We start from the raw sequence: 13,481 nt of genomic DNA, 5'->3' as shown, positions 1-13,481 counted from the left end.
CGAACCGGGCTCGCCGGCCGCCGAAGTGCACTGCCGGGCAACTGGCGATGCGCTGCGGAGACCCTTGCCCGCCGTCGGCTGCCTAGGTTCGATGGGCGGCCCCGCGCCGAAAGACCACCGATCGAAGGGACTTCCCTTGTCCACCATGCCCGTTGCCGGGGTCCGTCCCGGCACTCCCGAGCAGCCCGCCGACCTGGTCGTGCGCAACGCCAAGGTGTTCACCAACGATCCGCGCCGCCCGCAGGCCACCGCCGTGGCCGTGCGCGACGGACTGATCCAGGCGGTCGGCGACGACGCGGACGTCGTCCCGCTGGTCGGCCCCGGAACCCGCGTGGTGGACGCGCTCGGCCGCCGGGCCGTGCCCGGACTCAACGACGCGCACCTGCACGTCATCCGCGGAGGCCTCAACTACGTGCTGGAGCTGCGCTGGGACGGCGTGCCGACGCTGCGCGAGGCCCTGGCGATGCTCCGGCTGCAGGCCGAGCGCACCCCGCCCGGCCAGTGGGTGCGAGTGGTCGGCGGCTGGTCCGCCGACCAGTTCGCCGAGCGGCGCCTGCCCACCCTGGCGGAGCTCAACGCCGCGGCGCCCGACACCCCCGTCTTCGTGCTGCACCTCTACCAGTCGGCCCTGCTCAACAAGGCCGCCCTGCGTGCCGCCGGTTTCACCCGCGACACCCCCGACCCGGCCGGCGGCCAGATCGTGCGCGGCCACGACGGCGAACCGACCGGCCTGCTGATCGCCGCTCCGGGTGCCCTGCTGCTCTACTCCACCCTGGCCAAGGCGCCGACCCTGGACGAGGCCGACCGGATCGGCTCCACTCGGCACTTCCTGCGCGAGCTCAACCGCTTCGGCCTCACCTCCGCGATCGACGCCGCAGGCGGCTTCCAGAGCTTCCCCGAGAACTACGGCACCGTCATGGAGCTCGCCCGCCGCGGCGAGCTGACCCTGCGCATCGCCTACCACCTCTTCCCGCAGACCGCGGGACAGGAGCTGGACGACCTCACCCGGTGGGTCAACACCGTCCGCCCCGGGGAAGGCGACGAGTGGCTGCGCCTCAACGGCGCGGGGGAGAACCTCACCTGGGCCGCCGCCGACTTCGAGAACTTCACCGAACCCCGGCCGCAACTCGGCAGCTACGAGGCCGAGTTCGAGAAGGCCGTCCGCCTGCTGACGGAGAACGGCTGGGGCTTCCGGCTGCACGCCACCTACGACGAGACGATCCGCCGGGACCTCGCCGTGTTCGAGAAGCTCGCCGCCGAGGGGCTCTTCCCCCAGGGCAACCGCTGGCTCTTCGACCACGCCGAGACCGTCAGCCCGGACAGCCTCGACCGCATCGCCGCCCTGGGCGGCGCCGTCTCCGTGCAGAACCGCCTCTCCTTCCAGGGCGAGGCCTTCGTCTCCCGCTACGGCGCCCCCGCCGCCGCCGAGGCACCGCCGCTGCGCGCGATGCTGGACCGCGGCCTCACCGTCGCGGCGGGTACCGACGCCACGAGGGTCTCCTCCTACAACCCCTGGGTCGCCCTGCACTGGCTGGTCTCCGGCCGGGCCGTCAGCGGCCGGCGCCTGGCAGCCGAGCACAACCGGCTCGACCGCGCCCGGGCCCTGGAGCTCTACACCCTCGGCGGCGCCCGGCTCACCGGCGAGGATGAGGTCAAGGGCCGCCTGACGGTGGGCAGTTACGCGGACCTGGCGCTGCTCAATGCTGACTACTTCACCGTGCCCGAGGCGGACATCCCGCACATCGAGTCCGTGCTGACCGTCGTCGGCGGACGCATCGTCCACGCCACCCAGGAGCACCAGGGCCTGGCGCCCGAGCTGCCCGAGGTGTCTCCGTCGTGGAGCCCGGTCACCCGCTTCGGCGGCTACCACGCCACCCCCGCCCCCGGCCTGGCCGGCGTGCACCAGGCCGAAGGCGTGCTGGAGGCCGTGGCGGCCTCCGGCGAACAGCACGCCTGGCGGGCGGCCCGCGGCCTCGCTCTGCCCGGGCAGCCCCAGGTGCCGCTGGATCCCTGCTTCTTTTGACATACGCGTTCTTCTGACAAAAGGCCACTTCTGTCACGGGGCACCGCCTGGATCAGGCGGGGCCCCACCCCCGCATTCCCCTTTGCTCGCACGAGGAGCCGTCGTGACCACCTCACCGCCGCAGCCGTCCGGACCGCAGATCCACGACCGCCACCCGCTGGCCCTGGCCCTGTTCGGCCTCACCCTGGTCAGCGGCCTGATCGACGCCATCAGCTACCTCGGCCTCGGCCACGTCTTCACCGCGAACATGACCGGCAACGTCGTCGTCATCGCCTTCGCCCTCGCCGGAGCGCCCGGCTTCTCCGTCGCCGGCTCGCTGACCTCCCTCGCGACCTTCCTGCTCGGTGCGGGAGTGGCCGGCCGGATCGCGACCCGGCAGAGCGCGACCCGGCGCCCCGCGCGACTGCGCACGGCCTTCGCCCTGGAGGCCGCGCTGCACGCCGCAGCCGCCGCCGTCCTCTTCGTCCACCGTCCCGAGGGGGCCGCGCAGTACGTGGTGATCGCCCTGCTCGCCCTGGCGATGGGCATCCGCAACGCCACCGTGCGGGGTCTGGGCATACCGGACCTCACCACCACCGTGCTGACCCTCACCCTGACCGGCCTGGCCGCCGACTCCCGGCCGGCCGGCGGCACCGCCCCCCGCCAGCGCCGCAAAGTCCTCTCCGTCGTCACCATGCTCGCCGGCGCGGCCCCCGGCGCGCTGCTGGTCCTGCACGGACAGATCGCCTGGGCGCTGGTCGCCGGCGCCGTCCTGGCGGGTGCCTCGGTCCTGCTCTACCGCGAGTGACACGCCGTAGGTGCGGCCGTGCCGGCGGCCGTGCCGCCGGCCCGGGGTCGTACCCGCCGGTGGGAACGGTGGATTCCGCGGGCGGTAGCCTTGGGCGCCCGGCGAGCGGACCGGCCTTCCCGAGGGAGAGGAATCAGTGGCTGAGGACAGACGGTTTCCGGTCCTGGTCGGCAGGCAGCGGCAGACCGAGCTGCTGACCGCGGCGCTGGTCCAGGCCGTGGACGGCGCGAGCGGGTCCACCGTCCTGCTGCGCGGCGACGCCGGTGTCGGCAAGAGCACGCTGCTGGCCTGGGTGAAGCGTGCGGCGCGCGAGCGGGGGTTCACCGTCCTGCGCGCGGTCGGTACGGAGGTGGAGACGGACCTCGCGTTCGGGGCCCTCCACCAGGCGTTCCGGTCGCTGCTCCAGCGTTCCGACGCGTTGTCCGCGCACCAGCGGGAGGCCCTGGAGAGCGCGTTCGGCGTCCGCTCCGGGACCCCTAGCGGCTTCGCCGTCGGCGCCGCCACCCTGGCCCTGCTGGAACAGGCGGTGCGGACCGCCCCCGTGCTGCTGGTCCTGGACGACCTGCACTGGATCGACTCGTCGAGCACGACCGTCTTCGCCTTCCTGCACCGGCGGTGCGCCGAGCTGCCGGTGGTGATCGTCGGAGCCACCCGCCCGGACGGACCGGTCGCCCAGCGGTGGTCGGCCGAGGCCGTCGACGTCCCGGCCCTGCCGCGGGAGGACGCGGCCCTGCTACTGGGCACCCGCTTCCCCGAACTCGCGGCACCCGCCAAGGAGCGTGTCCTGGCCGAGGCCGCCGGGAACCCGCTGGCGCTGGTCGAGCTGCCGCGCCAACTGGCGGACGCCCAGCAGCGGGGAGCCGCTCCGCTGCCCGAGCGGCTGCCCCTGGGGCGGAAGCTGGAGCGGATGTTCGCCGAACGGCTCGGAACGGTGACGCCGGAGGTCGGCCGCCTGCTGCTGCTCGGCGCCCTGGCCGCCGGCCCGGACTCCGGCAGCGCCGAGTGGCTCCGCGCCCTCGCGGACGAGAACGCGCGGGAGATCCTGGAACAGATCGAGGCGGAGGGCCTGGCCCGGCTCGACCCGGCCGGGCAGCTCGTGTTCCGGCACCCCCTGGTCCGCACCGCCGTCGTCTCCGCCGCCTCCGACACCGCGCTCCGGGAGGCCCACCGCGCGCTGTCCGGCGCCCTCGCGCCGGAGGACCCCCGGCGGCTGGTCCACGAGGCGGCCGCCGCGCTGCTGCCCGACGAGGGCCTCGCGCACCGCCTCCAGGAGGCCGGCCAGGACCTCGCCCACCGGGGTGGCGAGGCGGAGGGCGCGCTCCTGCTAGAACGCGCCGCCGCCCTCAGCCCCAGCTCCTGCGACCGCGTCCGCAGGCTCACCCGGGCCGCGGTGATGTCCGCCCGCGGCGGGCAGCTGCGCCACACCGCGGCCCTGGTGGAGGAACTGAAGGCCGGCACCGTCCCGCCGGACATCGCCCCGCTGTTCTCGTACGCGGTGGTCTACGCCGACCAGAGCCACCACGTCGACTTCGAGTCCTCCGCCGCGCTGCTGCCCGCCGCCCTCGACGCGCTGACCGCGCCGGGCGCCGACACCTTCGGCGGACTGGTCGAGCAGATGTACTTCAAACTCCTGCTGGCCGCGACGTACACGGACGACCCCTGGGCCTGGCGCGCCCTGGAACGGCACCGGGAGAACGTCTCCGAGGCGGGCCGGCTCTGCCTGCGGGCCTGGACCGACCCGGGCCCGGACACGGCCGCAGCCCTGCGGACGACGGTCGAAGGCATGACCGAGGAACAGGAGGCCGGCGCGGCCTGGCTCCTGCTGTGGACGGCCTCGGCGCTGGACTGCCCGATGGGCGACCTGTGGCAGCGCTTCGCCGGAGGGCACGGCTACGCCACCCAGGGCTCGGTGGCCAAGGCCAAGGCCCACCAGGACTACCTGCTCGGACACTGGGACCGCGCCGCCGTCTGCCTGCGCGAGGCCGAGATGGCGGACGAGCTCGGCTACCACACCAACGGCCTGATGTTCCGCCAGTACTACGCCCACTTCCTGGCCGGCCGGGGCGACGAGGCCGGGCTCCAGGAGATCGAGCGGACCATCCGGCCGACCGCCACCCGCGCCCGGATGCGCTACGTCCTCGACCGCCTGACCCACCTGCGCGGCCTGGCCGCGCTCGCCCACCGGCGCTACGAGGAGGCGTACGCCCACTTCTGCGAACTCACCCCGCCCGGGCGCCTGCCCGGCGGCCCGCCCTGGCACCACGCCCTGGTCCTCGACCTGGTCACGGCCGCCGTGCACACCGGCCGGCACGAGGAGGCCCGGGCCCACCTCGCGGCCGGAGCCGCGTCGCGCTCGGCGGAGTTCTCCGGCCGGCACGCCTTCCTGTGTGCGGCCGCCACCGCCGTGGCCGCGGACGACGACGAGGCCGACGCCGCGTACCGCGCCGCGTACCAGGTGCCGGGCGCCGAGCAGTGGGTGTTTGACCTCGCACGGCTGCGCCTCGCCCACGGCTCGTGGCTGCGCCGCCGCCACCGGCCCGGGGCCAGGGAGACGCTGCGCGTGGCCCACCACGGGTTCCGCCGGCTGCGGGCCACGCCCTGGGCGGCGCAGTGCGAGGAGGAGCTCCGGGCCGCGGGCGACTCGGTGGCCCTGCCGCAGGACGGACCGGCCACCGACCCGTCCGGCCTGACCGGCCAGGAGCTGCGCATCGCCCGGCTGGCCGCGACCGGTCTGACCAACAAGGAGATCGGCCGGCAGCTCCAGCTGTCGCCCCGCACCGTCGGGGCCCACCTCTACAAGATCTTCCCGAAGCTCGGGATCACCACGCGGGCGGCGCTCGCCCACGCCCTGGATGGCCGCTGACCTGCGGGAACACCCGGCGGGCCGGTCCGCCCCGGTCAGCTCGCCGAGCTTCGTGACGTACCGTCGAGAACGACAGTCAGATGACCTACCGGCCCGCCCCGCGGGCGGTCCACGCTGAGAGTGCGCAGGACTCCGGCGGAAGGACGGTCAGATGAGCTTGCAGGTGACGACGGCGTCGGTCGCGGACGGTGACAAGGCAGCCTTCTGGAGCGGAGCGGTGTCGCGGTCCCTGGTGCCGCTGGAGGTGCGCCCGCTCACCCGGCGGCCGTTCGACGGACTCCTGGAGTCGCACCGCCTCGGGTACGTGCGGATCTCCACGCTGGAGGCCGACGCGGCCCGGCTCTCCCGCACGGCGGCGCTGATCGCGCGCACGCCGCGCAGCGAGCCGCAGGTCGGGGTCGGCGTGCAGGTGTCCGGCCGCGCCGTCCTGGAGCAGGACGGGCGCCGCGCGGAGGTGCCGCCGGGCGCGCTGGTCCTGTACGACACGGCGCGCCCGTACGCGGTGGACTACCCGGAGCGGTTTCGCACCCACCTGTTCCACGTGCCGCGCCGGCTGCTCGGGGTGCCGGAGCGCGACCTGCGGCACGCCTCGGCGACGGCCGTCGGCCCGGAGGAGGGGTGCGGACCGGTGATCCTGCCCTTCCTGGGCGTGCTCGCCGCCTGCGCGGACTCCTACCCCGCCCCGGTCGGGGACCGGCTGGCCGGCAGCGTCGTAGACCTGTTCAGCGCCCTCATCGCCCAGCTGACGCCGGTCGGGGAGGCCGACGAGCCGGGCGCCCGGAACGCCCACCTGGTCCGGCGGGTGCGGGAGTACATCGACCGCCACCTGGGCGACCCGGACCTGTCACCCGAGAGGATCGCCCATGCCCACCACATCTCGGTGCGCTACCTGCACCGGCTCTTCGAGGGCGAGGGCGTGACGGTGAGCCGCCTCGTCCAACAGCTCCGCCTGGACGCCTGCGCCCGCGAGCTGGCCCGGCGGGGCCGCACCGCGCCCACGGTCTCGGCCGTCGCCCAGCGCTGGGGCTTCGTCAACCCGGCGCACTTCAGCCGGACCTTCCGCGCCGCCTACGGCGTCTCGCCTCGCGAGTGGCGCGCACGCCCGCACGACGAAACCGGCTGAGGAGCCGACCGCGCGCCGAAGGGCACGAACAGGCCACCACGGCCGGGGCACACACGGAGCCACCGCGCCCGTCGACCGAAGCCAGGAGCGAAGAGTTGTCCGACCCCACCCCCCTGCCCGACCGGCGCCCGGTGCTCGACCGGGCGCTCCAGGAGTTCCTGGACGCCCGAGCCGGCCGGGCCGCGACGGAACCGCCGGACCTCTCCTTCCTCGCCCCGGACGGTCCTCCGGCCGGCGGGCCGGCCGACGAGCCCGCCGACGAGCCTTACGGGGACCAGGACGACCCGTACGGCACCACGACGGAGTGGCTCGCCCTGCCCTGCGGACCGACCGGACGGGTGCACGTCCAGGTGACCAGACCCGTCGGCGCCACCGAGCCCAGCCCCGTCGTGCTGTTCCTGCCCGGCCTCGGCTGGTCCCTCGGCGACGCCGCCTGCTACGCCCGGCTGATCCGGGAGTTCGCCCTGGGCACCGACGCCGCCGTGGTCTACGTGGACTACGCCCGAGCGCCCGCGGCCCGCTACCCGGTGGCCGTCGAGCAGTGCTACGCCGTGGCCCGCTGGATCCACGCGCACGGCCACGAGATCGGACTGGCGGGGCGGCGGATGGCCGCCGTCGGCGACTCCGCCGGGGCCAACCTGGTGGCGGCGGTGACCCTGCTGGCCCGGGAGCGCGGCGACGTGCCGCTGGCCCACCAGGTGCTGTTGTGCCCGGTCACCGACGCCGACTTCGACACGCCCTCCTACCGGCGGTTCGCGGCGGGCTACTTCCTGCACCGCGACCACATGCGACGGTTCTGGGACGACTACCTGCCCGAGGCGGACCGGCGAAGCGAGGCCACCGCCGCGCCGCTGCGGGCTTCTCTGGACCAACTCGCCGGGCTGCCGCCGGCCCTCGTGGTCACCGCCGAGGCCGACGTGCTGCGGGACGAGGGCGAGGCCTACGCGGCCAGGCTCCGCGCGGCCGGGGTCCCGGTGGTGGCGATGCGCTACCAGGGGGCCGTCCACGGCTTCCTCCTGATCGGCGCGAGCTGTCCCACGAGCACCGCTCGGGCCGCGCTGATCCAGGCCGTCGACACCGTGCACGTCGCCCTGCACGGCCGTTCCTGGTGACCCCGTCCCACCGCCCCGACAAGGGTCCGCGCCCACCCGACACCGCGACACCGGTTCGGCGGGTCCGGTCGACAGCTGTTCGAGGAGTACCGATGTCCGTCGTTCTCGACACCGCCCTGGTACCACCCGCCGACCGCGCCGAGTACTGGCACGAGGCCGTCTCCCACACCTTCATGCCGCTGGACGTGACGCTGCTCGACAGCGCGCCCGCCCCCGCGACGATCACCAGCCACAGCCTGGGCGCCACCCGGGTCTCCCTGGTGCAGGCCGGTCCGCAGCGGGTCGAGCGCAGCGCGGAGCTGATCGCCCGCGGCGGCGAGGACCACCTCACCCTGGCGCTCCAGCACCGCGGTACCGCCCGGCTGGTCCAGAACGGCCACCGGGTGGAGCTGCGCCCGGGCACCTTCGCGATCTCCGACGCCGGGAGGCCGTTCACCAAGGAGCTTCCGGAGCCCTTCCTCTTCACGGCCTTCCACTGGCCGCGGTCGGCCGGGGGCGTCTCCGAGGAGGACCTGCGGGTGCTGACCGCGACGGCCTTCGACACCGCCGACGGCACTGCCCGACTGGTCGCCGCCTACCTGGAGTGCCTCTCCGGGGCGGCCGGTTCGATGGAGCTGCAGCCGGCCTCCTGGCTCGCCGCCACCGCGCTCGACCTGCTCACGGTGCTCGCCCACGAGCGCCGCGGCCGGTCCGTCCCGGAGGCGCCCGAGGCGGCACTCGCCACCCTGGCCCGGGTGAAGGACCACATCCTGCGCCACCTGGGCGACCCGGACCTCTCGCCCGAGCGGATCGCGGCGGCCCACCACGTGTCGGTGCGGTACCTCCACAAGCTCTTCCGCTTCGAGGGGGTGACGGTCGCCCGCTGGATCCGGCGCCAGCGGCTGGACATGTCCCGCCGGGACCTGGCCCGTCCCGGGCCGGGCCGGCCGAGCATGGCGGCGGTCGCCGGCCGCTGGGGCTTCGTGAGCGCCAGTCACTTCAGCCGGGCGTTCCGCGCCGCCTACGGCGTCTCCCCGCGCGAGTGGCAGGCCGGCGCCGGTCCGGCCCTCACCCCGGCCGCGCTGCACCTGCCCGCGGCGGGCGCCGAGCCGGGGACGACGGGCCTGCCGTCGGGATACGGCGTCGCGGTGTGAGCGGAGGGCCCGGCCTGCTCGCCCCGGCGGCGGCGTGGGTGCCTTGGGGTCGAGGGTGGCGTGAGTGGTCATGAGTTCCTCCCATGGCCCCGCGCGGGCGGGGCGGGTCGGAGACGCGCGGCAGTGCTTCCCCGCAGGCGGGCACGGCGGATCGGCGCGCGGCGGTGCGGGGCCCATGAGAGCTACTCATGCGGAGCCCATGAGGCTGTCTCATGAGCCGGCCCGCGCATGAGTTGTCCTCATGAGGCCGCCCATGAGAGTTCTTCATGGGGCTCCCTCATGAGGAACTCTCATGGGCGGGACACATGAGGTCGCCTCATGCGCAGCCCCATGAGCGCACCTCATGCGCAGCCCCATGAGGTGCGCTCATGCGCGCCCCCATGAGGTCGCCTCACGGCGCGTATGGGCAGGGCGAAGCCGCGTGCTGAACCGACCGAACCGACGTTCGCGTCGGCGAGTCGAGCCGGGGGGAGTGGGTTACCGCGTGCCGGAGGTGTGCGAGGGCAGGCGGGGGTAGGGACAACTGTGGCCCGGACGGCGCTGCCCCCGCCACCTCCCCGGCCCGCGCGGCTTCGGGTGACACCCACCCGGGTGACGCGGGTTTGGACGTCCGGTCGCCACGGAACGACTTCCCGCCGTACCGGCAGAGCAGCGGCACCAGGTTGTGCCCGAACCCGAGGGGTGGCATGGCGACCGAAGGTTCCCCGGAGGCTCCCCGGCAGGCCCGGGCGCTGGCGCTCGCCCGGCACCCGAAGCTGTGGCTCTTCCCGAGCATCCTGTGCGGCCTGCTGGCCATCGTGCTCTCGCTGCTCTACATGGGCGGCATCGTGAACCCGTCCGGGCACCTGCACCGGCTGCCCATCGCCCTGGTGAACGCGGACCAGGGCGCGCCGCCGCCCGGTCAGCCGGCGAACCTCGGCACGCAGCTGACCAGGGCGATCGTGGCCGGCACGCCCGACAGCACCGTCGAGTGGCGGCAGGTGGACGAGGCCGGTCTGCGCGAGCAGCTCGCCTCGGGCAAGGTCTACGGCGCGCTGGTCGTCCCCAAGGATTTCACCGCCGCCGTCACCGCGCTGGTCACCGGCGGCGCCACCGAGCGGCCGACCGTGACCGTGCTGACCAACCCCGGCCTGGGCAGCCTCGGCTCCTCGATGGCCGCGCAGATCTCCCAGAACGCCGTCCACCAGGCCTCCCAGGTGGCCGGCCGGGAGCTGCTGGCCGCCGTCCCGCCCGCGCCCGCCCCGGGTCCGGACACCGGCGCCACCGCGCGCCTGCTGCTCGCCGACCCCTTCGCCGTGGTCACCCAGGTCGGTCAGCCGATCGGCAGCCATAGCGGGCTCGGCCTGAGCGCCTTCTACTTCACTTTGCTGGCCGTTCTGACCGGCTTCATCGGCGGCAACATCATCCACAGCGGCGTCGACGGCGCGCTCGGCTACAGCGACAGCGAGATCGGCCCCTGGCACACCCGCCGTCCGACCGTCCCGATCGACCGCACCCAGACCCTGCTGCTCAAGATGATCATGACGGCCGGGATCATGCTGCTCACCACCTCCCTGGTGATGCTCGGCGCGGTCGGCGTCCTCGGCATGGACGCCCCGCACCAGGCGATGCTCTGGCTCTTCGCCTACTGCGCGAGCCTGGCCGTCGGCCTCGGGGTGCAGGCGATCAACGCCGCGTTCGGCGGCATCGGGCAGCTGGTGTCGATGTTCGTGTTCATCGCGCTGGCGCTGCCCTCCTCCGGCGCGACCGTCCCGCTGCAGGCGGTGCCAGGCTTCTACCGCTTCCTGAGCGTCTTCGAGCCGATGCGCCAGCTCAGCGACGGCATCAGGGCGATCCTGTTCTTCGACGCCCGGGGTGACGCCGGCCTGGCCCGCGGCTGGATCATGATCGCCGTCGGCGTGGTGCTGGCCCTGGTGTTCGGCTTCGGGATGACCCGTTACTACGACCGCAAGGGCCTGCACCGCTGGACACCCCAGCCGGCCGACTGAGCTCACCGGGCGTTCAGGACTTCGTCACGGTCACCTTGAGGTGCTTCATGATCGGCTGGTCGCTCTGCGTGCTGTGGTCGCCGATCGCGCACAGCACGTTCATCTCCGGCATGTACCCGGCCGCGCAGCCGCGCGGGATGTCGTACGGGACGGCCAGGTAGCCGGTCACCGAGCGGGTGCTGCCGTCCCGGGCGGTGCTGGTGACGTCCACCCGGTCGAACTCGGCGATGCCGCGCTCGCGCATGTCGTCCTTGTTCAGGAAGACCAGGGTGCGCAGGTTCTTCACGCCCCGGTAGCGGTCGTTGTCCGAGTAGATGGTGGTGTTCCACTGGTCGTGCGAGCGCATCGTGCCGAGCGCCAGGGTGCCGGGCTCGGGGACGACGTCGGGCAGCGGGGCGGTGGAGAACTCGGCCTTCCCGGAGGGGGTCAGGAAGACCAGCTCGCGGGCCGGCTGCTTGATCCGGAAGCCCAGCGGCAGCCGCACCCGGCGGTTGAAGTCCTCGAAGCCGTCCAGGACCTGCGCCATGGTGTCGCGGATCCGGTCGTAGTCCTCGATGTACCACTCCCACGGGGTGGGGCTGTCCGGCAGCGCCGCGCGGGCCATCCCGGCGATGATCGCGGGCTCGGAGAGCAGGTGCGATGAGGCCGGTTTCTTCATGCCGACCGAGAGATGAACCATGCTCATGGAGTCCTCGACCGAGGTGGACTGCACCCCGCCGCGCTGGTGGTCCTTCTCGGTGCGGCCCAGGCACGGCAGGATCAGCGCGCTGCGGCCGTGCACCAGGTGGCTGCGGTTCAGCTTGGTGCTCACCTGGACGGTCAGCTCGCACTTGCGCAGGGCCTCGTAGGTGTAGGGCGAGTCCGGTGCGGCGAGCGCGAAGTTGCCGCCCATGCCGACGAAGACCCTGACCGCACCGCGCTGCATCGCCTCGACGGTGCCGACGGTGTCCAGCCCGTGCTCGCGCGGCGGCTCGATCCCGCACACCTCGGCGAGCCGGTCCAGGAACGCCCCCGTCGGCCGGTGGTCGATGCCGCAGGTGCGGTTGCCCTGGACGTTGCTGTGCCCGCGCACGGGGGAGGGCCCGGCGCCCTCCCGGCCCAGGTTGCCGCGCAGCAGCAGCAGGTTGACGATCTCCCGGACGGTGTCCACGCCGTGCTCGTGCTGGGTGACGCCCAGGCACCAGCTGAAGATCGACCGGTCGGCGTCGCGGTAGATCCGCGCGGCCTTGAGGATGCCGGCCCGGTCGAGCCCGCTCTGGCGCTCGATCTCCTCCCAGGGCGTGGACTCGCAGACGTCCCGGTAGGCCTCGAAGCCGGTGGTGTGGCGGTCGATGAACAGCCGGTCCAGCGCCTTCTCGTCGGTCGCGGACTGCTCCAGGACGGCCTTCGCCATGCCGCGCAGCAGCGCCATGTCGCCGCCGATGCGCGGCTGGAGGTTGAGCGTGCTGGTGCGGGTGGACCTGTTCAGCGCCATGTCCGTGAAGTCGTGCGGGATGATCGTCCGGGTCGCCGCCGCCTCGACCAGCGGGTTGACGTGCACGATCTGCGCGCCCCGCTGGAACGCCTCGGCGAGCGCGGTGAGCATCCGGGGCGCGTTGGAGGCCGCGTTGACGCCCAGGATGAACAGCGCGTCGGTGACCTCCCAGTCCTTGAGGTCGACCGTGCCCTTCCCGGTGCCGAGCGCGGCCTGCAGGGCCCGTCCGCTGGCCTCGTGGCACATGTTGGAGCAGTCGGGCAGGTTGTTGGTGCCCAGCTCGCGGGCCATCAGCTGGTACAGGAAGGTCGCCTCGTTGCCGAGCCGCCCGGAGGTGTAGAACGCCGCCTGGTCGGGGTCGTCCAGCCCGCGCAGCGTCCGGCCGACCAGGTCGAAGGCGTCCTTCCAGCCGATCGGCACGTAGTGGTCGGTGGCGGCGTCGTAGACCATCGGCTCGGTGAGCCGGCCCTGGTTCTCGAGAGCGAAGTCGCTCCACCCGGACAGCTCGGTCACCGAGTGGGCGGCGAAGAACTCGCGACCGACCCGCTTGCGGGTCATCTCCCAGGTGACGTGCTTGATGCCGTTCTCGCAGATGTCCAGGTGCAGGCCCTTGGTGTCGTCGGGCCAGGCGCAGCCGGGGCAGTCGAAGCCGGTGTTCTCGTGGTTCATCCGCATGACCGCCCGTGGCCCGTCCACGTACGCGCCCTCGCGGGCCAGGAAGCGGGTCACGCTCTTCGCCGCGCCCCAGCCCGCGGCGGGGTGGTGGTACGGCGCGAACCGCGGCGCGCCGTCGGGGGAGGGACCGACCTCCTCCTTCGGGGCGGCGGGCGCGCTCTCGCCGGAGGTGCTCACGGCATCATCGGAGGTGGTCACGGGAATCGCCTTCCGTCGCACGGGTCGGGGCTCGGCGGACACCCGGCGCTCCCGTCGAGGTACGGCGGACGCCTGGCGCGCGCGTCGGGGTCGGCGGACACCTGG

General features: G+C 73.8%; 8 protein-coding genes. 7 read left to right on the top strand and 1 reads right to left on the bottom strand.

Features of this window, described 5'->3' with window-relative positions; genetic code table 11:
* Nucleotides 1–145 precede the first annotated feature (145 nt).
* The 7 genes from ACZ3TI_RS22895 to ACZ3TI_RS22865 all read left to right on the top strand — a co-directional run bounded on the left by ACZ3TI_RS22895 (nucleotide 146) and on the right by ACZ3TI_RS22865 (nucleotide 11,029).
* Nucleotides 146–2,023, top strand: coding sequence for an amidohydrolase (locus ACZ3TI_RS22895; RefSeq protein WP_465729142.1), 1,878 nt, complete (start codon nucleotides 146–148; stop codon nucleotides 2,021–2,023).
* Nucleotides 2,024–2,126: 103 nt separating this feature from the next.
* The gene (locus tag ACZ3TI_RS22890) at nucleotides 2,127–2,810 is read left to right on the top strand and encodes a YoaK family protein (RefSeq protein ID WP_465728972.1); all 684 of its coding nucleotides are present in this window, start codon (nucleotides 2,127–2,129) and stop codon (nucleotides 2,808–2,810) included.
* A 136-nt stretch (nucleotides 2,811–2,946) separates the two neighbouring features.
* A complete protein-coding gene (locus ACZ3TI_RS22885) occupies nucleotides 2,947–5,673 on the top strand; it encodes a BREX system ATP-binding domain-containing protein (RefSeq protein ID WP_465728971.1) in 2,727 nt (908 codons plus the stop codon).
* Between the two features lie 151 nt (nucleotides 5,674–5,824).
* Nucleotides 5,825–6,796: an AraC-like ligand-binding domain-containing protein gene (locus tag ACZ3TI_RS22880; RefSeq protein WP_465728970.1), complete on the top strand. Its 972-nt coding sequence runs from the start codon at nucleotides 5,825–5,827 to the stop codon at nucleotides 6,794–6,796.
* A 95-nt stretch (nucleotides 6,797–6,891) separates the two neighbouring features.
* Nucleotides 6,892–7,908 (top strand): alpha/beta hydrolase, encoded by a 1,017-nt coding sequence (locus tag ACZ3TI_RS22875; protein WP_465728968.1) that lies wholly within the window; start codon nucleotides 6,892–6,894, stop codon nucleotides 7,906–7,908.
* Between the two features lie 92 nt (nucleotides 7,909–8,000).
* The gene (locus ACZ3TI_RS22870) at nucleotides 8,001–9,041 is read left to right on the top strand and encodes an AraC-like ligand-binding domain-containing protein (RefSeq protein ID WP_465728966.1); all 1,041 of its coding nucleotides are present in this window, start codon (nucleotides 8,001–8,003) and stop codon (nucleotides 9,039–9,041) included.
* Between the two features lie 686 nt (nucleotides 9,042–9,727).
* Nucleotides 9,728–11,029 (top strand): YhgE/Pip domain-containing protein, encoded by a 1,302-nt coding sequence (locus ACZ3TI_RS22865; RefSeq protein WP_465728964.1) that lies wholly within the window; start codon nucleotides 9,728–9,730, stop codon nucleotides 11,027–11,029.
* A gap of 13 nt (nucleotides 11,030–11,042) precedes the next feature.
* On the opposite strand, the gene ACZ3TI_RS22860 is transcribed toward ACZ3TI_RS22865, so the two are convergent.
* Entirely contained in the window at nucleotides 11,043–13,355 is a 2,313-nt protein-coding gene (locus tag ACZ3TI_RS22860; protein ID WP_465729140.1) for an FdhF/YdeP family oxidoreductase, read from the bottom strand.
* Between the last annotated feature and the right edge of the window lie 126 nt (nucleotides 13,356–13,481).

This window comes from Kitasatospora sp. NPDC023120, from assembly GCF_055560835.1.
The sequence above is the reverse complement of the archived record's forward strand: the minus strand, read 5'-3'. Positions and strand labels throughout refer to the sequence as shown.

Excerpts from the sequence above, each read along its gene's own strand:
- ACZ3TI_RS22895 (WP_465729142.1), top strand. The coding sequence starts at position 146 with ATGCCCGTTGCCGGGGTCCGTCCCGGCACTCCCGAGCAGCCCGCCGAC.
- ACZ3TI_RS22880 (WP_465728970.1), top strand. The coding sequence starts at position 5,825 with ATGAGCTTGCAGGTGACGACGGCGTCGGTCGCGGACGGTGACAAGGCA.
- ACZ3TI_RS22870 (WP_465728966.1), top strand. The coding sequence starts at position 8,001 with ATGTCCGTCGTTCTCGACACCGCCCTGGTACCACCCGCCGACCGCGCC.
- ACZ3TI_RS22865 (WP_465728964.1), top strand. The coding sequence starts at position 9,728 with ATGGCGACCGAAGGTTCCCCGGAGGCTCCCCGGCAGGCCCGGGCGCTG.